This is a genomic window from Aquamicrobium terrae, from assembly GCF_040545735.1.
GTDB classification, from domain to species: domain Bacteria; phylum Pseudomonadota; class Alphaproteobacteria; order Rhizobiales; family Rhizobiaceae; genus Mesorhizobium; species Mesorhizobium terrae_A.
The window spans coordinates 1-23,542 of record NZ_JBEPML010000016.1 but is presented as its reverse complement, the minus strand read 5'-3'; the positions used below and the strand labels follow the sequence as shown (position 1 = coordinate 23,542).

The following is a 23,542-nucleotide window of genomic DNA, read 5'->3' as shown; positions in this document are numbered from 1 at the left end:
ATGAAGAAGATTCTGGTTGCAAACCGGGGCGAGATCGCACGCCGCATCTTTCGGTCTGCCCGCGCCCTCGGCATCGGCACGGTCGCAGTCTATTCCGAGGCCGACGCCAACGCCGCACATGTCATGGAAGCCGATGCGTCCGAGGCCATAGGTCCGGCTCCGGCGCGTGAAAGCTATCTGAACGCCGACCGCATTCTGGAAGCTGCGCGTTCGTCAGGAGCGGACGCCGTGCATCCCGGCTACGGTTTCCTGGCGGAAAACGCAGGCTTTGCAGAGCGTGTCATCGCCGCCGGGCTCACATGGGTGGGGCCTTCACCTCGCTCTATAATCGAAATGGGCGACAAGCAGCGTGCCCGCGAACTCGCCCAGGCAGCCGGCGTGCCGGTTGTCCCGGGCTCCTCCCGCTTTACCGTTGGCGACACCGAGGGGATCGAGGCCGCTGCCGAGGCGACCGGCTACCCGCTTCTGGTCAAGGCGTCTGCCGGCGGCGGCGGCATCGGGATGCGGCACGTCGACCGGCCCGATCAGCTACGCGCGACGGTCGAGGCAACGCAGTCCATGGCGCAGAAGGCTTTCGGTGACGGGTCCGTCTTCCTGGAACGCTTTGTGCCCAAGGCAAGACACGTCGAAATACAGGTATTCGGATTCGGCGACGGCAAGGCGGTGCATCTTTACGAGCGCGATTGCTCTCTGCAACGCCGCTTCCAGAAGGTGATCGAGGAGAGCCCCTCGCCCGGCCTGCCGGCCGAGGTTCGCGCCGCGATGACTTCGGCAGCTATCCGGCTGTGCGAAAAAACGCGCTATGCCGGCGCCGGCACGGTGGAATTCATCGTTGACGCGGAGAGCTTCGAGTTTTTCTTCCTGGAGATGAACACCCGCATCCAGGTGGAGCATCCCGTCACCGAAATGACCACCGGGCTCGATCTTGTCGGGATGCAGCTCGATTTCGCCCGCGGCAGACTCACCGGCATGGAGCAGTCGGCGGTGGCTACGAAGGGCCACGCCATCGAGTGCCGGTTGTACGCGGAAAACCCCGCAAAGATGTTCATGCCTTCCCCCGGAACGCTGAATGTTTACCGACCGCCGGCGACGGGAACCCATCTGCGTCTCGACAGCGCCTATCGCGAGGGAGATGCGGTGACGCCCTATTACGATCCGATGATCGGCAAGCTGGTTGTTTGGGGAGACACGCGCGACCAGGCAATCCGGCGTGCCGTCGAAGCGCTGGACGATTTCGCGATCGAGGGCCTTCACACGAACCGCGACTTCCTGGTCGCCTGCCTGAAAGACGATGGCTTCGCCTCGGGCGATGTTTTCACCGGCTTCATCGATACACATCAGAAACGGCTGCTGCTGGCAGCCTGAAAGAGGAGATTTCCGCCATGTCCAACGCACATGCAACGCTGGCCGACAGCGTCTGGTCCCGCGATCCCGCCAACAGCCTCGTCCGGGGTCTGATCCTGTCCGTCGCCGGCTCGATGTTCATCGCCGTCTGCGCGCGCATTCAGGTTCCTATGTGGCCGGTGCCGATCACCATGCTCACATTCGCGGTGCTGTTCGTGTCGCTGGTCTACGGTCCCCGCCTCGCGCTGGCGACGGTTTCGCTTTATCTGGCGCAGGGCATCGCCGGATTGCCGGTCTTCGCGGCAGGAGGCGGGATTGCCTACCTGATGGGACCGACAGGCGGCTACCTGCTTGCCTGCCTTCCCGCCGCCCTCGTCGTCGGCATGCTTGCGCAGCGGGGCTGGGGTTCCCGGGCCGTGCGGGTGTTCCTCGCCATGCTGGCCGGCAGCGCCATCTTCTATCTTGTCGGCGCAAGCTGGCTGGCCATCTTTGTCGGCCCTGAAAAAGCGATCGCCGCCGGCGTCATTCCCTTCCTGATCGGCGATGCGGTCAAGGCGATGCTGGCGGCGGCCTTGCTGCCTGCCGCATGGAAGCTGCTGCCCCGCAGCATCTGATCACAAATGCGCGGCCGGCCCTTGCGACCGGACCGCGCATTTACAAATCTTCATGTCGCATGCTAGTTCGAAACCTCCCGAAATGAATGTGAGGAGCAGGATTTGACCGCTAAGATTGCCGTCGTCGGCGCCGTTCCCGGTACGCTGGTCGCGGATCTGAAGCGGCTCGGCTTCACGGAATACGAATCCCGTATCTACGTTCAGCTCCTGCGCGAAAGCCCGGCCACGGCTTATGAAATTTCCAAAACCGCCGGCGTTCCCCGGCCGAACACCTACCACGCGCTGGAAGCGCTGTCCCAGCGCGGGGCCGTGCTTCCCGTCAGCGAGACGCCCGTCCGCTACATTGCGGCGCAGCCGAAGGAATTTCTCGACAGCCTGGCCCGCCGCACCAGCGACCTGTGCGCCAGCGTGGGCAACCAGCTCGCGAACATCGCCCAGCCGCTCGATGACCAGTATGTCTGGACGCTGACCGGCGAGTCGGCCGTGCATGAAAAAATCGATTCCCTGATCGATTCCAGCCAGTCCATCATCATGGTGAAGGCTGCTGACGACGTGTTGCGGCGGCATGCCGAGACGCTGCGGGCGGCAGCGGCGCGCGGCGTCGAGTTCCTGATCGTGCTGTTCGGGCAGAACGCAGACGAGTTCCGCTTCGCCGAAAATTCGCGTGTCTATATCCACGAGGGCAACGGCGTTCGCATGGGAACGACCGACAATCTGTTCACCATCACCTCGGACCGCAAGGAGATGGTCACCGCGGTGATGGCCGAGGATGTCACGGCCGTACATACGCGCAACCAGCCGATCGTCAACATGGCGGAATCGCTGATCCGCCATGACTACTACATGGCCGAAATCTTCGACCGGCTGGGACCAGAGATCGAATCCAATTTCGGACCCTATCTGCGCGACCTGCGCCTTGCCTGTTTCACACCTGAGCAGGCGGCTTCCTTCAAGGTCAAGACCGGACTGACCTGAGCACGTCGCCCGAGAACGGGAAATGGTTTCAGGCCAGCCTGCCTTCATTCAATTGCGGGCGGCCAGCCGCCGCTCCAGATGCCCCACGATCGACAGCGCGCGGGCCATGGCGGAAATTTCGTCGAACACCGGAACGCGGGCACGCGTGGCGCGTTCGCGATACTCACGGCGCTTCTGATCCAGTTCCGGCGAGCCATCAGTGCGCAGCGCCATGGCGAAATGCGCGATGCCCGGCCATTTGCGCAGGGTTTCCTCGACAACCGTGAAGAGATTATCGACCGGGTCCACAGTTCCCCGACCCACGAAAGCCGCGAGGTTCAGATGCATGGCAATGGCATCCGGGTTCGCATGTCTGAAGACATGCTCAAGAATCTCACCCGCGATCCAGCCGTCCTTTTCCTGTAGGGTTCTAACCGGCGTGTCGATCGGGTTGGCCGTGCTGGTGCCCGGCGGCAATCCCATCGCCGCCAGCGCCTTTCGCGCTGCGCCCTCGAAAGGTGCGATGCTCAGACCCATGCTCGCGAAGACATCGGTGCCAAGAACACTCGAACCGCCGCCATTTCCGAATAGCGTGACCTCATGCGTCGGCTTGGCGGGACGCAGGTCAAGATGCTGAAGCGCGAGCAGCGCGTCGATGAACTCGTCCACTGTCGAGACGAGCGCCGCCACCGCCTGCTTCTCGAGAGCTTCCCATGCCCGGTCGTCGCCGGCCAGTGCCCCGGTATGCGAGGCAGCAGCGAGACGGCCCTGCGAGGAGCGGCCACCCTTCAGGATGACGACCGGCTTCGTGGCGCGCCCGGACCGCAGCAGGTCGAAGAAGGCTCGTCCGTCCGTGATATCCTCCAGATAGACGCCGATGGCCTTGGTCTGCGGGTCGGCGAAATAGAAGTCCACCAGTTCCTGCGGCTGCACATCGGCGCTGTTGCCGATGCTGACCAACCCGGAAAAGCGCAGGCCCCGCCACTGGCCGCGCTTGATGATGTCGGTGCTCAATCCACCGGATTGGGAAACGATTCCGATCCGCCCGACTTCCTTCGGAGCGCCGGCGGGAAAGGTCAGGCCGCCGCGCGGCGAATAGGTGCCAAGACAATTCGGGCCGAGCACCCTTACGCCGGCCGTACGCGCTTTCTCCACGAGTTCCTTCTGAAGCTGCTCTCCTTCCTCGACCTCACCGAAACCGGACGAGATGACCTGGGCGATACGGCAACGGCCATTCGCCGCCCCAAGCACGTCGGGGATGCGCGTGGCGCCGATCGCCACATAGGCATAATCGACGATCTCCGGTGTCTCGGCCAGCGAGGGGTAGGCCTTGTAGCCTTCTATTTCTTCGGCGGAGGGGTGAATCGGGTAGATTTCACCATGGTAGCCAAAGTCGCGCGCACGGCGAATGAAGGTGTTGGCGATCGTCACGTCTTTGGTCGAGGCGCCGAGCACCGCAATCGTCTTCGGCTCGAACAGCGGGCGGAATTCTTCCAGTATGGAAGTAGGGCCCGGCGTGGTCGCCGCTTTTTCATCCTGAGCGAGGATGAAGCGGGCGTCGACTGCGATCACGCCGTCGCGGGAAGCGATGACCGGGTTGAGATCGACCTCGGCGACATGGTCGCCCAGTGTCATCAACAGGCCGTTCTCGCCACCGACCTTTACCATCGCATCGACCAGCGCCTCTTCGTTCGCGCCGGCCCCGCCGCGCGCGCCGCGCAGCAGCGCATGGCCTTTCAACTCTGCCAGCATGGCGCGGGCATCATCCCGGGAGACTGGGCAAATCCGGAAGGCCACATCCTTAAGAACTTCCACGAAGACACCGCCGAGGCCGACCATCAGCATGGGGCCGAAGCGGGAATCCCTGAACCCGCCAATGACGATTTCCAGCCCGGCGGGCGCCAATTCCTCGACCAGCCATCCCTCAACATGTGCCGAAGCGATGCCGGGCTTCCTGGTCATCGCGTCGACCGCCGCTTCGACGGCCGCGGCATCGGCCAACCCGAGCGCCACGCCGCCCACGTCGGATTTGTGCAGGATCTCGGGCGAGATGACCTTGACCACGAACGGTCCCTTCATGCCGGCGGCCAGTTCGGCCGCATGGGCGGCGTCACGCGCCACCGCCGAACGCGGCACATCGATGCCGAACTGGCGCAGCAGCGACTTGCCCGTGGATTCGTCGAGCGAGGTCTTTCCGGCTTCCAGCGCGCGGATCGCGATTTCAGCCATGGGCTGGCTTTGGATATTCATGATGCTTTCCTCAATAACTGGTCGGCCAGGTGCGCATGAGATGCTGGCCCACGCCCCCCGAGCGACGGCGGCGCTGGATTTCGAACATGCGGATGAGATAGGCCCGTGTTTCCTGAGGCTTGATCACATCCTGCGCGGAGAAGATGCGCGCCATGTCCCAGATCTCCAGATCCTTCTGGATATGGCCCAGCGCCTCTTCAAACCCTTCGTCTCCGGCCTTGAGGTTATGGACGATGCTGGTGGCGAAGACCGGGTCCATGAAGGAAACTTCCGCCCCCGGCCACGCGATCATGGCGTCGTTGTGCGCACCGCCGCCCATCGCCACATAGGCGCGCCCATACGCCTTACGGCAGATGACTGTGATCTGCGGCACGGTCGTAAGGCAGGTGGCGTTCATGAAATTCATGATGTGGCCGGGCGCGCCACGCCGCTCGGCGTCCGTGCCGACGACGAAGCCCGGCGTGTCCATCATTCTCACCAGCGGAATATTGAAGCTGTCGCACAACACCGTGAAGTCGATGATCTTACGGCAGGCCTCGGCCGAAAGCGCACCCCCGCCGACATTCGGATTGTTGGCGATGATCCCGATGACCTTGCCGTCGAGGCGGGCGAGCGCAACCATCGCCGAGCGGCCGAAACGCGGCTTGAGTTCGAACACGCTGCCGTTGTCGAAGATCAGCTCGATGATCTTCTTCATATTGTAAACTTGGGTTCTCTTTTCCGGGAGCACGTCGAGAATGCGTTCCTGCTCCAGACCCGAGCCGTCGGAAACCGGCGCGTCGGGTGGCAGTTCGCCATTATGGCTCGGCATATAGGACAGGAAGGCCCTCAAGGCCTGCATGGCCTCCTCGTCAGTATCAACAAAATGGTCGATGAGACCTGTCTGTTCGGCATGGAGCCGCCATCCCCCAAGCTCCTCCAGATCGACATTCTCGCCGATGGCCATCGAGACCAGACGGGGACTCGATACCGACATGATCGAACCCTTCTTCATCACCGCGAAGTCGGAGCAGCAGCACAGCCACGCGGACGAGCCGAACGAGGTGTCGAGGGCAGCCGCCACCCAAGGCGTATCGCGCATACGCCGGAACTGGGTAATGTCGTTGCCCAGCATGGTGCCCATGCCCTTGGACCCCATGGCGTCGGGCAACCGCGCTCCGGTGGACTCGCCCACATGGATGAAGGGCATGCCCTTCTCGGTGCAGGTTCTGCGGATATAGCCCATCTTCCTGGAATTCGTGGCGCTGGTGGACGCGCCCTTGGTGGTGAAGTCGTTCACCACCACGCCGACATCACGGCCGTCGATGCGCGCGAAACCAGTGATCTTTCCATCGCGCGGCGTACTGGCGGCATCTGCCTCCAAAGACGACTGGCCGAGCAGGCCGACCTCGAAAAAGGAATCCTTGTCGATCAGGGCGTCGAGACGCTCCTGAGCGTTGAGCTGCCCGCTTTCGCGCCGCTTGGCGAGCTTCCTCGGCCCGCCCATCGCCCTCGCAGCCTCGCGTCTTTTGTCCAGTTCGGCCAGCATCTCCTCATGCGCCATCGCAATGTCTCCTCGTTTTTTGCAATTGAAAGTGACGGCTGTCGATCGTCACGCGCTCCAGCGCCTCACGATCGACGGTTGGACGATAGCCAGCCGGTATGTGGATCGAGCCCGCCTCGAAACGCAGGGGTTCTACCAGCAGGCTTTCGCGCGATTTCAGGAAACCGTTGAACTCTCCCGCATTGCGGATCGTCTCTCGGGCCACGCATGCCTCGAGCCAGGCGTGAATGTCACTGCCGAGCCCGTCTCCCAGCACCGGCTCCATTCCGGCGGAACGAACCGCGCGCAGCCCTTCCTCCAGCCTTTCCAGACCGCCAAAGCGCTTCAGCTTGAGCTTGCAGAAGCGGACATTCGGAATGCTCGCCGCGCGTTCGATGTCCTCCAGCGAGCAGATTGGTTCATCGAGCATCAGAGGAACAGAGGAGGCATCGGCGACGGCCCTGTTGGCCTCCCAGTCGTCTGAATCGCAGGGTTGTTCGAAGAGATCGATATTTTCCGGATTCAGTTGACGCGCAAAGTCTGTTCCCTGATCCCGTGAATAGGCGCGATTGGCGTCAAGGCGCAGCGTGGCACGGCCGGCGACTGCATCCTGTATGGTTGCGACCCTGGCCAGATCCGCGGTCACATCCTTGCCGACCTTGACTTTGAAAGTCCGGAAGCCCTGTCCGATCCAGTCCTCCACCTCGGTCCGGATCTCGCCTTCCTGAGCACTGTTAATAGGCGTCAGCAGCGGCATGTTTATCGGGTGCGGAAACTCCAGGAGGCGATTGCCCTCCAGAACCTCGAGCGCCGATACCAGCGCCGTGGTGGCGACCTTGGATTCCGAAAAGCGGGCAAGCGCCGCAGTCTTGGCCTCATCTGGCTCCCGACCGACGCTTTCGGCCAGCCGTTCGCACAGAAAGGCCCAGCCCCCTTGACGCGTCTCGCTGCTCGATCCGGGCGAGATATGGGCGTCCGCGAAACCGACCCGGCCGTCGGCATCCTCCACTTCGACAAAGTAGGGCTCGAAAGTCTCGAAGGTCCGATAGGAAAGCCGGTAAGGCCGATAGAGCGGCAACTCCAGTCGCCTGAGGCTCAGTTTTCGAATTGGCGCCACTGACCTGTCTCCTCTCCGGCCCTGATCCGGGCATTGCAATTTAGTAGTTGCTATAGCTACTACGTCGATCTAGTTTATTTGAACGAAACATGCAACAAGCTTCGAAGGTCATTGAAGAAATGAACGCAGGCGAGGTTGTCGGCCGGATGCCGAACAGGCTTGGCGGGTCTCCATGCGGCCGCTGAAGAAACTGTTCCTCGTCGGCGCAATGGCGGCGGTCGGCGGTATCATCGCCAACAGGATCGGCCTGCCGGTCGGCTTTCTCATCGGGGCCGCCGTCGTAACGGCCGTCGCGGGTTTGAACGGCATGGCGGTGCAACTGCCACCAACACTGTATCGGGCCGCGCTGGTAGTGGTGGGAACGGGCGTCGGACTGGGCATCACCACCGACATCGTCGCCCGGCTGGGCTCGGTATTCTGGCAGATCCCCGCAGCCGCGCTGGTTTCCATCGCCATAAGCTGGGCAATGACGCCCCTTTTTTGCCGTCTGAGCGGAACCAGTCTTGCGACCGCACACTTCTCGCTGGTGCCGGCGGGCATCGCCGAGATGGCGGAAACCAGTGCCCGCTATGGCGCCGACACGGGCACCGTCGCCACCATGCACGCGTTGCGGGTCATGCTTGTCGTGCTGGTGCTGCCGGCCGCGCTTACCCTGCACGCCGAACCGCAAGCCTATACGGCGACCGCCATGCTGCGCTCCGGTGCCTGGACACCTGGCCTTGCGCTGGCGCTGGCCATAGGCGCCGTGGCTGGACGTCTCGGGTCTTTGGTGCGCATCCCCAATCCCTACATGCTGACGCCGATCCTCGCCGTGGTTACCCTGTCGGGTGCCGGTTTCGTGGCGGCAGCCGAGCCGCGCTTCCTCTCGGGCGCCGCCCAGATTCTCATCGGCATCAATCTGGGCGCACGGTTCGACCGATCGACCATTCGCAGGCTGCCGCGCGCCTTCGCGACGGCGATTCCCGTGATGCTGCTGCATCTGGGGCTGATGTCCGCCCTTGCGGCCGGCATGGCCTATCTGGCCGGCATCGACCTGCCGACCGCACTTCTCGGTTTCGCCACTGGTGGCACCGTCGAGATGGTCCTGACCGCAGGGGCCGTCGGTGCCAGTGTCGGCATCGTCACCGCATTCCAGGTCGCACGCGGCGTCTTCGGAAACGCGCTTGCAGGCCTCATCTACCGATACGGATATGCCCGGTCAGACTATCGCCCAACAGAAAGACAGTGAAGCTCCAATGCAGACAAGACCCCTCCGGAGCGTCCTTTATATGCCGGCCTCGAATGCCCGCGCGCTCGAAAAGGCGCGCGAGCTCGATGTCGATGCCGTCATCTTCGACCTCGAGGACTCGGTTGCACCGGAGGCCAAACCGGAAGCGCGCGCACAGGCTGTCCGCGCCGTCGGGGAAGGTGGCTATGGCCGGCGCCAGATAGCGATCCGCATCAACGGTCTCGGCACTCCGTGGGGCGCAGCCGACCTCGAAGCGGCAGTCGCTGCCGCTCCCGACGCCATTCTCATCCCCAAGGTCGGCCACCCGGACGACCTCGCCACACCACAAGCAGCGATCGCCAAGGCGGGGACTTCAAGCCGCCTCTGGGCGATGATCGAAACGCCCGCCGCCTTCGGCAACCTGCATGCGATAGCCAGTGCGGTCCGGGATACGGCGCCGGCGCTGTCTGTCTTCGTCATCGGCACCAATGATCTCGTCAAGGATATGCGCATGCGCGTTCAGCCGGGCCGCGCGAACCTGGTGGCCATGCTCGTCGCCTGCGTCGCTGCGGGGCGGGCTCACGGCCTTCAGGTGATAGACGGAGTCTACAACGCGCTGGACGATCACTCGGGCTTCGAGGCCGAGTGCGGGCAAGGTCGCGATCTCGGCATGGATGGCAAATCCCTGATCCACCCGCGTCAGGTGGCGCCCTGCAATGCCGCCTTTACACCCTCAGCCGAGGAAGTCGCCTGGGCCCGCCGTCTGGTCGATCTTTTCGACCGCGCCGAGAACAAGAATGCGAACGTGCTGCGCGTGGACGGCCAGATGGTGGAGCGGCTGCACGCCGAAGCCGCGCGCCAGATCCTGCCTCTTGCGGAAATTGCTAAAGGCTAGATGGAAAAGGGCATCATGGAGGAATTGCGGAGGAACCTGACTTTACCGCTGCCCGGTCTGCCCGAGGTCGCACATGTCAGCCTCGCGCAGGCCGAAAAGCTCGGTCTTGGCGATTTCGGGGGACTGCCCCGTTCGTTTCTGGTGCTGGCCGAGGGAATCCTGCGCGCATCCGGCCCGGAAGAGCAAATCCGCAGCAGGCTGGCGGTCCTGAAGTCGGGAGACCAGAGCACCGACATACCTTTCCAGCCGGGGCGTGCCCTGCTTCAGGACTTCATGGGCATTCCGCTGATGACCGATCTTGCATCGATGCGCGATACCCTCGTCGCGCGAGGCGCGGACCCTCTTCGCGTGCAGCCCTGCATTCCCATCGACTTCGTCATCGATCACTCCCTCGTCGTGGCGCATGCCGGTAGCTCCAACGCCCTCATGCTGAACCGACAGTTCGAGATGGAGCGCAATGCGGAGCGTTTCGCCTTCATCAAGTGGTGCCAACAGAATTTCGACAGGCTGCGCGTTATCCCACCAGGACGCGGCATCATGCATCAGGTCAATCTCGAATGGCTGGCATCGGTAGTGCGCATCGTGGACAGCCCCTCGATGATGCCGCTCGCCGTACCGGACACGATGATCGGCACCGACAGCCACACAACCATGATCAATGCGCTCGGCGTGCTTGGCTGGGGGGTCGGCGGGCTGGAAGCTGAAGCAGCCATACTGGGCATGCCGTCCGACATGGTCCGGCCGAAGGTCGTCGGAGTGCGTATGGAGGGCTGTCTGGCAGCCGGCGTGACGGCCACCGATATGGTGCTCCATCTCACCCACATGCTGCGCCGGCTGGACGTCGTGGGCGCCTTCGTCGAGTTCCACGGCCCGGGCGTTTCGGCCCTCCCGGTAGCCGACCGAGCGACCATCGCCAACATGGCTCCGGAATTCGGCGCCACCTGCGCCTATTTCCCGATCGATACCGGCACATTGAATTACCTTGCCCTGACTGGCCGCGACAGCCGACATATCGAACTGGTCGAAGCCTATGCGAAGGCGCAGGGCTTGTGGCAGTACGCAGACAGCCCGGCCCCGGTGTTCGATGAGAACCACATCTTCGACCTCGATACCGTCGAACCTTCGCTGGCCGGCCCGGTCCGGCCGCAGGATCGTGTCGGCCTTTCCCATGTACCGGCTTCCTTTAACAAACGAATGGTCGAGATCGGCGCAGCACCGCGCGAAGGTGGCCATGGCGCCATCGATCATGGCGCAGTGGTGATAGCGGCGATAACGAGCTGCACCAACACTTCCAACCCGGCCGTGATGCTAGCCGCCGGGCTGCTGGCCAAAAAGGCCGTCGAGCGCGGTCTGCGTGCAAAACCTTGGGTCAAGACATCGCTCTCGCCCGGTTCGCGCATCGTGACGGATTATCTGGACGAAGCAGGGCTCACGCCCGCGCTCGAGACGCTCGGCTTTCACAATGTCGGGTATGGCTGCGCGACCTGCAACGGCAATTCCGGCGCCCTGTCGCAGACGATCGCTGAAGAAGTGCGGTCCCGCGATCTGTGCGTGGCCGCCGTTCTTTCAGGCAACCGCAACTTCGAAGGCCGCATCCACCCGCAGGTGAAGGCCGCATATCTGGCGTCGCCGCCTATCGTCGTGGCCTATGCCATCGCCGGGTCGATGCATGTCGACCTGTCAAGCGAGCCGCTGGGAACCGACCCGCAGGGCAAGCCGGTGATGCTTGCGGATGTATGGCCGAGCGAGGATGAGATCGCGGAGGCCGTTCATCGCCATGTGCGGGCGGATCTGTTCCGCGGCGCCTACGATTCCAAGATCGAGAGCACCGAAGCATGGGAAACGATCGCAACGCCGCCCGGCCCGCAATTCCCCTGGAATCCTGCAAGCAGCTTCATCGGCCCCTCGCCCTTCGTCACTGAAAACGACGACATTTTGGAGAATTCCCGGAACTTCTCGGGATTGCGGCCGCTGCTGGTCCTCGGCAATTCCATCACCACCGATCATATCTCGCCCAACGGCGCGATCCCGCCGGAAAGTCCCGCCGGCCAGTACCTGCTCTCTTGCGGCTTGGAGCGAAGCAAGCTCGGTAATTATGGCGCACGGCGCGGGAATCCCGCCGTTTGCCTGCGTGGCATGTTCGACAACCGGCTGCTGGAAAATTCTCTCGCCGGCGGCCAGCGCGGCAACAAGACGCGCGTGGCCGGAGAACAGGATTTCCTGTCGATCTACGAGGCCGCGCAGCATTATCGCACGCAACGCAAGAGCTGCATCATCGTCGCGGGGCGCACCTACGGGGCCGGATCGTCACGTGACTGGGCGGCCAAGGGCGTGGCGTTACTCGGCGTGCGGGCAGTTCTGGCGGAAAGCTTCGAGCGAATCCACGCGTCCAACCTGATCGGCATGGGAATCCTGCCTCTGATGCTGCCCCATGGGCTGGAGGCTGCCTCCCTCGATGTGCAAGCGGAAGATTGTTTCGATCTCGATGTAGACTCGCGCACGCTGGCTGCAGACATGCCCGTCCCTGTCACGTTGCGCAAGCAGGGCACGGCCCGGCATTTTACCGCACGTCTTCTGGCAAAAACGGAATCTGACCTGGCGTTACTCGAAGGTGGCGGGCTGCTGCCCACACTGCTGCATACGCTGTCGCGATAGCAGCAGCACCTCAGCCGTGCTTTGCCGGAAAAGTAACGATAAACCGTGCGCCGCCGCCGGCGGACGTCTCCTGCCGTACGCTCGCGCCGTGGCGCTCTGCGATCTGGCGCACCAGCGCCAGGCCCAGTCCCCAGCCGCCGGCCTGCTCGCTGCGGCCCGAGGGACGATAGAACGGCTCGAACACCCGCTCGCGCTCCGCCTCGGCGATTCCCGGGCCGTGGTCGCGCACGGCGAGTTCGATCGCGCCGCCATGCCGACTGATCTTGACCGAGACAGGCGGTGCGCCGTGGCGCAGCGCGTTCTGGACCAGGTTGCGCACGAGGCGGCCAAGCAGCCGCGCATCGCCTTTCACCATCGCAGCCTCGCCCGTCACCTCGACGCCGTGGCGCGCGCCTTCCTCCGCCGCCAGCGCCAGAAGGTCGACCTCGTCGGCAAGCTCGACCGTCCCGGCATGGTCGAGACGGCTCGCCAGCAATATCTCCTCCACCAGTTCGTCCAGTTCGGACAGATTGCGCAGGATCTCGCGGCGGCGCGTCTCGCTCGGTTCAGCTTCGTGCAGCTCGCTCGCCATGCGCAGACGCGCCAGCGGCGAGCGCAACTCGTGGCTGGCGTTGGCGAGCAGCGAGCGGTGCGCGGCAACCAAGCTCTCGATCCGTTCCGCCGCGCGGTTGAAGCTCGCCGCGACCGCCGCCACCTCGTCCCCACCCTCGACCGGCACCCGCAGGGCAAGGTCGCCGCCGCCCCATTGTTCGACGCCGCGCCGGAGGCGTTCGAGCCTACCGGTCAGATGCCGCACCACCGGCCAGGCAACCAGGCCAGTGACGACGGCGATCAGCACCAGCCAGACGAGCGGGTTGGCGCGCGGCGGCCCGAAGAAGAAATCGCCGCCCAGCCGGGCGACCACCACGCGCCCGTCCGGCAATCGCGTGGACAGGTGGCGGCGATGTTCGCCGCGCCGGAAACCGGGCTTGTCATCGGGGGCGGCGAAGGAAAGCGGTGCGCCGACGCTCGCGATCACGCTACCGTCTGTGGTGAAGATCGTGATGTCGGCGTCGAAGGCCTCGCTCAGCCGCGCCAGCACGGTCTGCGTTTCCTCCATGCCGGCGTCGGCCGGCAGCATGGCGGCGATGAAGGCGTCGCGCCTTGTGCCCCAGCCGCGATCCTCCTCGTCATGGGAAAGCCGCACGAAGACGGCACTGGCCAGCGCCACCACCACGAGGCTCGCTAGCAGCGTGAGATAGACCTTGAGGAACAGGCTGTTGCGCATCGGGCCTATTTTTCCTCGTCCTGCCGGCGGGCAAACACGTAGCCTGCGCCGCGCACGGTGACGATGCGCTTCGGGTTCCTGGGATCGTCCTCGATCGCAGTGCGGATACGCGAGACGTGGACGTCGATAGACCGGTCGAAGGCCTCGGAACCCTCGCCCTTCAGCCGATCCATCAGCTGCTCGCGCGACAGCGTTCGTCCGGCGTTCTCGGCGAGCGCCACGAGCAGGTCGAACTGATGGCCGGTCATCGCGCAGTCACGGCCGTCCAGCTTGGCGACGCGCGAGGCCGGGTCGATCTCCAGCCGGCCGAAGCGCATGACGCGGTCTGCCCCTGCGCGGTTCCCGCGCCGGCGCAGGATGGCGCGCAGCCGCGCAAGCAGTTCGCGCGGGTTGAAGGGCTTGGGCAGGTAGTCGTCGGCCCCGAGTTCAAGGCCGACAATGCGGTCCGTCTCCTCGCCCTTGGCAGTCAGCATCAGGATCGGCACGTCCGAGCCGGCGCGGATGCGCCGGCAGGTCTCGAAGCCGTCGAGATCGGGCAGCATCACGTCGAGGATCACCGCATCGGGTGCCCTGCGCCTGATCTCGTCGAGGCCGTCAATGGCGGTTGCCGCCGCCCGCGCCGCAAAGCCGTTGCCGGCAAGATAGTCGCACAGCATGGCGGAAAGCCGCGTATCGTCGTCGACGATCAGGATCTGGTCCGCCATGCCGCGTATGCTCCGCCCGTCGTGCTGTGTTGGTATCAGGCGGACGATCCTACCACCGACCGAAGCCTTTGCGCTCCTTCATCTGCTCGACCAACTTGGCGCGCTGTTCCGGCGTCAGCACCTCGGCCGCATCGAGCGCCGCCGCCACCATCTTCTTCGACGCCTTGTCTATTGCCGCGATGCGCTCGGCCCGCAGCTTTTCAGCGGCATCGCGGTCGATGGTTGGCGCGGCCATCAGGTCCATGACCGCCGTGCGCGTGTCGCGGAACTCGCGCATCGCCGGCCGCATCTCGGCGCGGGCGCCGTCGATGATTGCCCAGATGCGGTCTTCCTGCTCGGCGGTGGCGTCTACCGCATCGAGCGCGCGCTCGATACCGCGTCCGCCAAAGGGACCGCCATGGTTCATGCCCATTGCCATCATGTGAGGACCCATGCCGCCGCCCATCGCGCCGGCCACGCCGATGCCGGCCAGCGCCAGCACGGCAACGCCACCGGCGACAATCCATCTGGTGCGACGCTTACCGCTAATCGGCGCTGCGTTGGCGATGCCGGTTTCCTGTCTGTCCTGTTCCATTTGGAGGCTCCTTGTCCATACGGCCCGATTGCCGTGATGAAGCCAGACTAGGAAAGGACTGTTTCGGCCGTTGCTGGCGAGTGTGAAGAAATGTGAAGCGGCTCAGAACAATCGCGGGTCGAGCGAAAAGGGTTGCTGGCGCACGATCCGGATATCGGCTGTGGCCGGATGGGTGTGATTTATCAGCACGTTGTGGTCCGGGGAATCGATGACCGGCACGATGGCGGAGGGGACGCGCAGCAGCGGCGCTGCGCGTTCCTCATGCCATTTGTCGCCCCTTTCCTGGCTCCAGCCCTCGTGGCGACGCCAGTCCGGCGACAGGTCTGCCAGGTCGATGTCTTCCACAGCGACGGTGTCTGGAAACATATAGGTGACCATGACGAGTTCCGGCAAAAGCGCGGGGTCCTCGACATGGACGAGCTTTTCAAGGACGCACAGGGCCGGCGAGGTCGCGCAATAGGTGACGGCGTGGCCCACGCTGTTCCATCGCCCTTCGAAATGAAGGCCGTAGCCGCCGTCGAGCGCCCGCGCATATTGCTTGCCCGATAGGCGCCAGAGCAGCATCAGGCGGCGGCACCCCAGGCAATCTTGCCGAGGATAGTCTCGATCACCCGCGCGCCGGCTTCGGTCTGGGCCACAGCGAGCGGCGCTTCGCCGCCGAGTTCGAGAAGGGGGCGGCGAAGCCAAGTGTTGGCCTTGTCGCGGTCGCCGAAGGTTTGCTCGGCCAGGGACTGGATGCGCAGGAAACGGACAGCGCGGTCGGACTCATCAACCGTCAGCGGCTGCTGCCTGTCTGCGCGATGGCGGCGGGTCCGCTGCGGGATCACGAATTTCTCGATTTCCTGCTCGCTCATCCCAGCCTGACTGAGCCCCCGAAGAGCCGAGAGCGGAAGCCTGTTGCGGACAGCCATGGCGAGGTCCGCCTGTGAGCGCACGACATAGCCAAGCACGCTCTGGCCTCCGAGCTTGCGTGCGACTTCCTCGACGATGGCAACCGACATGACAGCCTCCATGGCGCAAATGGCAATCTGCCGCAAATATATGTGGCAGATTGCCGATTGGCAAGAAGGGCGAAATTTATCGGGACCGCGCCATCAATCAGGCCGCCCGCTCCCCCGCGGGCAGGCGGGTGAGATAGTCGAAAGCGGCGAGCGACGCCCTTGCCCCTCGCCCATGGCGATGACGATCTGCAGCGAGTTGTTCGGAACCTCGTTGGCATGAGGGCCCGCGCAAGTAGTCAAGGAACGCCGGTCAATCCTGAAGCTATTGCAAGCCGCCCTATCGCTCACCCGGGCTTGAGAACACCTGCCCGGGACAGATTTAGGCGACCCGATATCCCCCTGTCGCCTTGATCTCCAGAAAATCGGCAAGACCGAACTCGCCGTGTTCGCGGCCGTTGCCGGACTGCTTGAAGCCGCCGAAGGGCGAAGCGGCATCCCAGTCGGCCTCGTTGATATAGACCATGCCGACACGTAGCTGCCGCGCGATCCGCCGCGCCGCGGCGTTGTCCCTTGTCTGGATGTAGCCGGCAAGGCCATAGACCGTATCGTTGGCGATACGCACGGCATCCTCTTCGTCCGCGTAGCCGAGGATCGATAGGACGGGCCCGAAAATCTCTTCGCGCAATCGTCATGTCCGGCGTCACATGGGAGAAGACTGTCGGGCGCACATAGTAGCCGCGGTTGAGACCCTGCGGACGGCCGGGACCCCCCGCAACGAGACGGGCGCCTTGCGAAATCCCGCTTTCGATGAGCGCCTGGATGCGCTCGTATTGCTGGCGGTTGACCACCGGCCCCTGTTCGGAATCGGCATCGCCGGGTGCACCCACGCGGATGGCGTCGGCCGTGCGGGCGGCTTCGTCCATCCTGTCGTGCGGCACCAGCATCCGGGTCGGCGCCTTGCAGGCCTGACCGCAATTCGTATAGCAGCCGTGCACGCCGCGGACGACGGCCTCCTCGAAATCGGCGTCCGGCAGGATGATGTTAGCGGACTTGCCGCCGAGTTCCTGATGCACGCGCTTGAGGGAAGCGCCAGCTCTTCAATCGTCGAGGTGCTCCGTCCTACGAGAGCAAGTATCCACCATGGAGCGGATGCAACCGCGCCGCCGCTCAAAATCAGATTCTTGAGCGTCGGCCTGACGTGGCGACGCAGTATGAGCAGCAGAAGGACCACGGGTGGATAGGCCCCGAGAGCGCCGGCGAATAAGCCATCGACGATGCCGGGCGAACCTTCCTGATCGCCTCTCCAGAACAGCGCGAACAGCACTATCGGCGGAAGCGGAGACAAGAGAAGCGCAATGGCAAGCCGCCACCCAGGCGGTTGGTAGCGGTGATGTTCCTGTCCATCATCGATCACATCTGATCTTCACGCGGACCTCCGCTACTCGATGTAGGTACCGACAAGCTGCATTTCGGCGTGAAGGGCGTCGGCACGATCTGACCTGCCAACCCGCTTCATCTCCGTTGCCGCACGCTCACGCTCCTGCATTTCTGCGACGAGGACCGCGCGCACCTGCGCCGGTGTCAGGGAGAGTCGCTCGATTTCCGCAGATCCATCACGGAACCGATGCAGGTCCGTGGCCTGCTGATCGGCCCTAAGCGGCGGTGCCTCCGCGTTGTCGATCGCAGCGACAAGCGCCCGGATCACTCTCGCTTCAGTGGTGCGCCCTTCCTTCATGGCGGAGCGCAGATCGGCCCGCAAACGGATTTTCATGGAGTGTGCGGCGTCGCTCATCTTCGTCACGATATCCATCTACTATTGTCCTACCGTCCTATCCGGTTGCCCGGAACCGGTCCTGAGCGGTGAGCCGCATCGTCAACGGCTCCGCATCGTCCCAGCGATAGATATCCGTGCGGAGATATCGGAGCTCATCCTCATAGGTTTCCTCGTCGACCTCGACCCACCAGGCCTTCGGCCGCCCATCGCTGCCGTCCGACCAGCGATAGCCCCGCGCCTTGAGCTGGTCCTTCATGTCGAAGGGCGAGTTCTCGGCGAAGATCCGCACCCGGCTGCGCGCGCTTGACCGCAGCAGCTCCGCGAAGGGAACTGCCCTTCCCTCGCCTGCCGGCCGCGCCAGCACCTCGAGGAGCGCGTGGCAATCGTCGGTCGCCCTGTGTCCCTCGTGGAAGAAGCCCGACTGTCCGACGAGATAGCCGAGCTTGTTGCCCTCGAAGCCGAGATCTGCCCAACGAATCTCCGAGACGGAGCAGGCCCATGCCTTCGGGATGAAGGATGGCGTGAGCTTCTCGCAGAACGGCCGGTCGAAGGCGGCGTTGTGGGCGATGACCAGATCGGCCGGCTCGATCAGCACATCGAGGACCGCCATGTCGATCTGCTGCCCGGCCACCATGTCATCCGTGATGCCGGTCAGGCGGGTGATCTCGGGCGGGATGGGATCGGAAGGTTGGCGCAGGCCGCTGAAGACCCCGACGACGTCACCGACCGTTCCATCGTCATCATAGGTGAAGGCGATGGCGCCGATCTCGATCACCTCGTCCTTCGCGTGCTGAAGGCCGGTCGTTTCTGTATCGACCAAGACGGCGAGCCGGGGAAACGGGCTTTCGCTTCGCGGCACGATCGGCCGCGGAACCAGTTTGCGCAGAACCCTGTAGCGCCCGGTCTCTTCCAGGCGATGCGCCGCTCCCTCGTCGTCCCAGACATCCGGTCTGCCGGCATGCTGCTGCCGTGGCTTTCTCGGCGCTGGCCGAGGGACCTCACGATAGCCTGGTGCTTCGTCAAAAAGATCGAACTGGGCGGACGCGTTCTTCATGCTATCGCCCTGGCCCCTTTTGCTGTTGGCTTCTTCCCGGCGGCGGTTCCGGTCCACCCCGCGCGCGCCAGCGTGTCGAGCAACGTCGATCGAGCCACGGAGAAAGTCCGGCAGACGGCCGCCTTGCTTGCTCCGGCCTCGAGCGCGGCGATGATCTGCTCGATCTTCTCCTGATCCAGCGCCGGCGGCCGCCCTCCTCGCCTGCCCCGCCGCTTGGCGGCCGCAAGCCCGGCGATCACCCTTTCACGCGTGAGGGATCGCTCATATTGCGCCAGCGCGCCGAAGATCGAGAACAGCAGCTCGCCGTGGGGCGTGGTCGTATCCATCTGCTCGGTCAGCGACCGGAAGGCGATCCCCCTCTCCTTCAGCCTGGCGATGATCGACAGCAGATGCGGAAGGGAGCGGCCGAGCCGATCCAGCTTCCACACGACGAGGCAATCCCCGCTCCGCAAGTCTTCGAGACATGCCTTCAGGCCAGGCCGGTCATCCTTCGCTCCGGACGCCTTGTCGTGATGAAGGTGCCGCTCATCGACGCCAGCGGCGATCAAGGCGTCGCGCTGCAGATCAACCGATTGCCGGTCGTCGGCCGATGAAACCCGCATGTAACCAACCAACATATACGGAAAACCCCGAATCGTGTGTTTCCGCATAGTACGTCAATCCGACAGAGATTTCCGCATATTTCTTCGCCGCCTGCGGTAGACTGTGAGTGTCCGAGCGCACAGTGTGCGGAAGTCAGGTGTTTGTCGACAGGCAGCTTTCGACCTTCATTGTCGCCGGGCGAGGTGCTTCCGTCGTCCCCCGAAACCTGCCATTTATACAGTTCCCACCAAATGGCAGAATCGTGGCCGTTAGCTCCTTAAGTGCTCTTAGGCAGCGGACCAGGAGCCTAAGCATCGCGCGCCAAGGACCCGCCCGGACAGGATGCACGCTGTCCGCCGCCATGCTGCAGCAGGAGCGTGCATGCGGCGCCATTGCTGACGCATCGCTTCCGTCTGCGCTCGATCAAACAGTGTTCGCGCGAGGCACCAGTTAGAGCCAGAACGGCATGGTTCTGGCAATTACTACCGTCGCGCTGTTCTTGCGCCGGTTGTCGTTATCCTTAATAATCAGGCGGCAAGGGGGAATCATCAATGTCACTCGCGAAAAGATTAGTTGAGCATCCGCAGCGAGAAACTGGTGGCAGTCTTGCGCAAGAACGCTTCGACTATCAGGCCCTCTGGGGACTTGCACTCATCTTCTCCAATCACGAGAAAAGTGAGGACTATGCTATCGCCTTCGAGTTTCACGATGATGTCGTAATGCTCGACAGCGCCGAGGCGCCCGCGAACGTTCGCTTCTATCAGGTAAAGACCAAGGATAAGGGACACTGGACGCTAACCGATCTATTCCGGCGGCCCGCGCTCAAGAAGGGTCAAAAGGACGAGGACCGCCCGCTCTCCTTCATGGGTAAGCTATTCTCGAATTACGAGGCCTTTCCAGGCGATACGGCATCGATGAGCTTCGTGTCGAACGTGCCGCTTGAGTTTGCAGGAGCGAACCAAGACATTGCCTTCAAAGATTGTAACAGCGACACTTTTGCTAAATTCCTGAAGCGCCTTCAGACCGAGCATGGGTCGGCCACTAAGGATCAGGCTGGTCTAATGCATTTCGTGAAGGCAGATTTGAGCCTGCACGACGCGTCAACCCATGCGAAGGGTAAGCTCAATAATTTCGTCGTCAAGGCGCATGGCGAAATCCCATACAATCTTGACGGGCTGTACCGGGCGGTAATCGAAGACTGTCGCACCCGATCGAAATACACCGGAGAAATCAAAAGCTTCGAAGATCTTATCCGATACAAGGCAATCTGTCGTGCGGACGTGCACAAATGGTTGGCTGCAGTAGGCGCGCAGGCAAAATTTCCGGAATGGAGCGAGATTGCTGCGGATCTCACCTACGACGCCATGAAGAAGATGCGGTTGCGTGCCGAATGGATGAAGTATCGCGCGAAGGTGCTCGATGCTGGCGATGAAGGAATCCGATCGGTGCGCCGCGATATCAGATCAGCTCTTGCTTCCGTCTCCGATAGCGCGCTGTCGCTCACCGACATCGCGGATACAGTTTTGGCTCAGGTCAAGTCAGTCGCGGTCGGACATCTGTCGCCCTGCACGGATGATCGCCTACTCGTTATGATTCTCTACGAGGTATTGCAGCATGGAGAGACAGGAGAACTTCAAAGCTCTGATCAGAAGCCTTCGGGTGAAGCGGCATGAAAAACTTACGATTTCAAAGCCTGCTTTTACTGTCAAAAAAGGAGAAGGCGGCCAGAAAAATAGCGTTCGATCCGAAGGCGACGGTGATACTCGGCGAGAATGACACCGGGAAGTCTTCGCTGATTAAAGCAATCTACGCTACCTTCGGCGCCGATCCCGCTGTTGTCCACCCCGACTGGAAATCGCTGGGCGTAACCTCGGTGGTGGAATTCGATGTCGATGATGTGCCGTACCGGCTCCTGCGGTCGTCGAATATCTTCGCGCTATTCGCCCAAGATGGGACGAAGCTCTGGAGCGTGTCCGGTGTCACCTCCAACTTGGCACCGCGGCTAGCCGAGATCTTGGGCATCGAGCTACGCATGCAGTCACGCGAAGGCGAATTCGTCATCCCGCCGCCCGCATATTTCTTCTCGCCCTTCTATGTAGACCAAGATGCCGGCTGGCAACGAAACTGGAACTCGTTCGCCAGTATGCAGCAGTTCGAAAAGTACCGGCAGAGCTTGGCACTGTTTCACGCGGGGATTCGGCCCAACGAATATTATGCGGCGCAAGCCGCGAAGATCGAAGCGGACCGAGCGAAAGCCGAACTGTCGAAGGAGCGTGACGCGCTCGGACGCGCGGCAAAGCGGCTTCAGGTTGGACGAAAGATGTTGGTTTTCGATCTTAAGCCAGAAGAATTCGGTGATCGGATTGATGAACTGACCCGGCGCGCGTCCGCGCTCCGAGAAAAGCAAGACGAGGTCAAGGTCAAGCTGGCAGCGCTCTACTCGACGCGCGCCATGTTGGTCGAGCAAATCAATATTGCGAGCGCATCTCTTGCTGAACTCGACGCAGACTTTGCGTTCCTGCGGAAGTCGCCAGATGCTGAAATCGCCTGCCCGACATGCGGAACGCTTCACCAGAATGATTTCATGAACAAGTTCTCGTTGATCGCAGACGTCGACGCCTGCCGGAGCTTTCTCCTCGAATCGCGGCAGGAACTCGACGGAGTCGAACAGCAGATCGACGTCGAAAAACAGCGTTTCGGCTCGTTCGCCCAAGACATTGATGCCATTGAGGGAGTTCTCAATGAAACCAAGGGCGACGTGCGCCTCCGCGATATTCTGGAGAGCGAAAGCGAGCGTCTCGTTGATGAGGCGTTCACGGACGAACGCCGCGAAATAGACCTAGCGGTAGGCGAACGCGAAGGAGCGGCTGAGGCGGCCAGCGCAGTGATGAAAAGCTACTCCGATCGCAAGCGCGAGAAGAGCATCAAAGACTTTTTTGCCGATAAGCTTCACCGCTTTGCGCTCCACCTTGAGGTGCCCACCCTTCCTGACAGCTTCTTTAAGTCGCTTTATGCGAACCCACCCGAGACAGGCAGCGACCAGCCGCGAGCGTTGCTCGCTTACTATTATGCTTTTGCGCACACTGTGTGGGAATATTCATCTGCACTGACGGCTCCCTTGGTTATCGACAGTCCAGTCCAGCAGGATCAGGACCCCGCCAACGCCGAGCGCATTATGCAGTTCGCAGTCGATAACGTGCCAAAGGGGATGCAACTCATTTTGGGTTCAGTCAGGCTACACAATGCCAGCTACGCCGGCAGGCGGATTGAGCTTGTAGACAAAAGGCGGCTGCTACGGGCTGAAGAGTTCGACGCCGTACATCAGAAAATCGAACCGCTTCTTAACAGGCTGCTTTAGAGCACGCCAAAAGGCTGAACATACCAAGCGGCATCCTGGCGCTTGGTGATGAGTGTCACCATCGGTCGAAACAGATGCAAGGCGTGACAGCCCAGCAGAAAAGCGACGCAACAATGAGTGCGCCTCCATCAAATCTTGTTTGCGGCATGACGCCGAAACCCGTTTAGGGCAGCTTCGGCAGCGTACCCGTCCAAAACCTGCCGGTGCGTTTCCCACCCCCCTCGAGACATTCCGGATCTCGGATTGACGACCGGTAATTCCGATTTCATCTGGACCACGTCACAGCATAGCAGTCTGCCATCAGTGGTGCCCCAAGGCATCGCGAAATCGTTCATAGATCGACGACTGAACCAAGATGCGTTGAGCTCCGATACAGTTCTGGCCGGCAGCCCAGAAGGAGCCCGAGACGCATCTTTCGACAGCATTGTCGAAATCGCAGTCAGCCAAGATGATGACCGGAGCGTTGCCGCCCAGTTCCATCGCCAGTTTCTTCAGTCCCGCCGTGCGTGTGATTGCCCCTGCCGCAAAACCGCCGGTGAAAGAGACCATACGGACATCACGTGCTGAAACGAGCGCCTTGCCGAGTTCCACGCCTCCAACCGCTACGGTGACAATCTCTTCCGGCAGACCGGCCTCAGCCGCAGCGCGCCGGTGAAGGTGGTGGTCTTCCAATGGCCGTGCGGCACGCCGGCCCGGCAGCGCTCACCGCGAGGGGCACGACCACGCAGCC

The 23,542-nt window shown here is 62.8% G+C and carries 19 protein-coding genes and 2 pseudogenes; 8 read left to right on the top strand and 13 right to left on the bottom strand.

Features of this window, described 5'->3' with window-relative positions; all coding sequences use genetic code 11:
* The 3 genes from ABID37_RS19295 to ABID37_RS19285 all read left to right on the top strand — a co-directional run bounded on the left by ABID37_RS19295 (nt 1) and on the right by ABID37_RS19285 (nt 2,933).
* Nucleotides 1-1,365, top strand: a complete 1,365-nt coding sequence (locus ABID37_RS19295) for an acetyl-CoA carboxylase biotin carboxylase subunit (RefSeq protein WP_354197701.1) — start codon at nt 1-3, stop codon at nt 1,363-1,365.
* A gap of 17 nt (nt 1,366-1,382) precedes the next feature.
* Nucleotides 1,383-1,958 carry a biotin transporter BioY gene (locus ABID37_RS19290; RefSeq protein ID WP_354197699.1) on the top strand — a complete coding sequence of 192 codons (576 nt, stop codon included), beginning with the start codon at nt 1,383-1,385 and terminating at the stop codon, nt 1,956-1,958.
* Between the two features lie 102 nt (nt 1,959-2,060).
* Nucleotides 2,061-2,933, top strand: a complete 873-nt coding sequence (locus ABID37_RS19285; RefSeq protein WP_354197697.1) for a TrmB family transcriptional regulator — start codon at nt 2,061-2,063, stop codon at nt 2,931-2,933.
* A 48-nt stretch (nt 2,934-2,981) separates the two neighbouring features.
* On the opposite strand, the gene ABID37_RS19280 is transcribed toward ABID37_RS19285, so the two are convergent.
* Genes ABID37_RS19280 through ABID37_RS19270 form a run of 3 tightly spaced genes read right to left on the bottom strand, consistent with a single transcriptional unit; the run spans nt 2,982 to nt 7,801 of the window.
* Complete coding sequence (locus ABID37_RS19280) at nt 2,982-5,162, bottom strand: acetate--CoA ligase family protein (protein ID WP_354197695.1); 2,181 nt, start codon at nt 5,160-5,162, stop codon at nt 2,982-2,984.
* A 10-nt stretch (nt 5,163-5,172) separates the two neighbouring features.
* The gene (locus tag ABID37_RS19275; RefSeq protein WP_354197693.1) at nt 5,173-6,705 is read right to left on the bottom strand and encodes an acyl-CoA carboxylase subunit beta; all 1,533 of its coding nucleotides are present in this window, start codon (nt 6,703-6,705) and stop codon (nt 5,173-5,175) included.
* On the bottom strand, nt 6,695-7,801 hold the full coding sequence (locus ABID37_RS19270) for a mandelate racemase/muconate lactonizing enzyme family protein (protein WP_354197691.1): 1,107 nt from the start codon (nt 7,799-7,801) through the stop codon (nt 6,695-6,697). Before ABID37_RS19270 ends, ABID37_RS19275 begins: the two co-directional genes overlap by 11 nt.
* A gap of 172 nt (nt 7,802-7,973) precedes the next feature.
* Between ABID37_RS19270 and ABID37_RS19265 the strand changes: the two genes are divergently transcribed.
* From ABID37_RS19265 to acnA, 3 genes are read left to right on the top strand one after another with little or no spacing between them, the layout of a single operon-like run.
* Nucleotides 7,974-9,029, top strand: a complete 1,056-nt coding sequence (locus tag ABID37_RS19265; protein ID WP_354197690.1) for an AbrB family transcriptional regulator — start codon at nt 7,974-7,976, stop codon at nt 9,027-9,029.
* Complete coding sequence (locus ABID37_RS19260) at nt 8,992-9,903, top strand: HpcH/HpaI aldolase/citrate lyase family protein (RefSeq protein WP_354197688.1); 912 nt, start codon at nt 8,992-8,994, stop codon at nt 9,901-9,903. The genes ABID37_RS19265 and ABID37_RS19260 overlap by 38 nt, the downstream gene beginning before the upstream one ends.
* A 15-nt stretch (nt 9,904-9,918) precedes the next feature.
* On the top strand, nt 9,919-12,558 hold the full coding sequence (gene acnA / locus ABID37_RS19255; protein WP_354197686.1) for an aconitate hydratase AcnA: 2,640 nt from the start codon (nt 9,919-9,921) through the stop codon (nt 12,556-12,558).
* Between the two features lie 10 nt (nt 12,559-12,568).
* Here the strand turns inward: acnA and ABID37_RS19250 are convergent, their stop codons facing one another.
* From ABID37_RS19250 to ABID37_RS19210, 9 genes and pseudogenes are all read right to left on the bottom strand, one after another.
* Complete coding sequence (locus ABID37_RS19250) at nt 12,569-13,825, bottom strand: sensor histidine kinase (RefSeq protein ID WP_354197684.1); 1,257 nt, start codon at nt 13,823-13,825, stop codon at nt 12,569-12,571.
* A gap of 5 nt (nt 13,826-13,830) precedes the next feature.
* Complete coding sequence (locus ABID37_RS19245; RefSeq protein ID WP_354197682.1) at nt 13,831-14,529, bottom strand: response regulator; 699 nt, start codon at nt 14,527-14,529, stop codon at nt 13,831-13,833.
* Nucleotides 14,530-14,578: 49 nt separating this feature from the next.
* Nucleotides 14,579-15,103, bottom strand: coding sequence for a Spy/CpxP family protein refolding chaperone (locus ABID37_RS19240; RefSeq protein ID WP_354197680.1), 525 nt, complete (start codon nt 15,101-15,103; stop codon nt 14,579-14,581).
* Between the two features lie 102 nt (nt 15,104-15,205).
* Nucleotides 15,206-15,667, bottom strand: a complete 462-nt coding sequence (locus ABID37_RS19235; RefSeq protein WP_354197678.1) for an RES family NAD+ phosphorylase — start codon at nt 15,665-15,667, stop codon at nt 15,206-15,208.
* Nucleotides 15,667-16,104 (bottom strand): Xre family toxin-antitoxin system antitoxin, encoded by a 438-nt coding sequence (locus tag ABID37_RS19230; protein ID WP_354197676.1) that lies wholly within the window; start codon nt 16,102-16,104, stop codon nt 15,667-15,669. Before ABID37_RS19230 ends, ABID37_RS19235 begins: the two co-directional genes overlap by 1 nt.
* A gap of 319 nt (nt 16,105-16,423) precedes the next feature.
* Nucleotides 16,424-17,138: pseudogene (locus ABID37_RS19225) on the bottom strand (aldehyde dehydrogenase family protein); the annotation flags it as partial.
* 344 nt (nt 17,139-17,482) lie between these two features.
* On the bottom strand, nt 17,483-17,854 hold the full coding sequence (locus tag ABID37_RS19220; RefSeq protein ID WP_354197674.1) for a GatB/YqeY domain-containing protein: 372 nt from the start codon (nt 17,852-17,854) through the stop codon (nt 17,483-17,485).
* Nucleotides 17,855-17,873: 19 nt separating this feature from the next.
* On the bottom strand, nt 17,874-18,872 hold the full coding sequence (locus ABID37_RS19215; protein WP_354197673.1) for a 3'-5' exonuclease: 999 nt from the start codon (nt 18,870-18,872) through the stop codon (nt 17,874-17,876).
* Nucleotides 18,869-19,474 carry a recombinase family protein gene (locus ABID37_RS19210; RefSeq protein WP_435521596.1) on the bottom strand — a complete coding sequence of 202 codons (606 nt, stop codon included), beginning with the start codon at nt 19,472-19,474 and terminating at the stop codon, nt 18,869-18,871. Before ABID37_RS19210 ends, ABID37_RS19215 begins: the two co-directional genes overlap by 4 nt.
* Nucleotides 19,475-20,005: 531 nt before the next feature.
* Between ABID37_RS19210 and ABID37_RS19205 the strand changes: the two genes are divergently transcribed.
* Nucleotides 20,006-21,127 (top strand): DUF4297 domain-containing protein, encoded by a 1,122-nt coding sequence (locus ABID37_RS19205; protein WP_354197669.1) that lies wholly within the window; start codon nt 20,006-20,008, stop codon nt 21,125-21,127.
* Complete coding sequence (locus tag ABID37_RS19200) at nt 21,124-22,812, top strand: hypothetical protein (protein ID WP_354197667.1); 1,689 nt, start codon at nt 21,124-21,126, stop codon at nt 22,810-22,812. Before ABID37_RS19205 ends, ABID37_RS19200 begins: the two co-directional genes overlap by 4 nt.
* Before the next feature lie 315 nt (nt 22,813-23,127).
* On the opposite strand, the pseudogene ABID37_RS19195 reads toward ABID37_RS19200, so the two are convergent.
* Nucleotides 23,128-23,448: pseudogene (locus ABID37_RS19195) on the bottom strand (aldehyde dehydrogenase family protein); the annotation flags it as partial.
* Nucleotides 23,449-23,542: the final 94 nt, after the last annotated feature.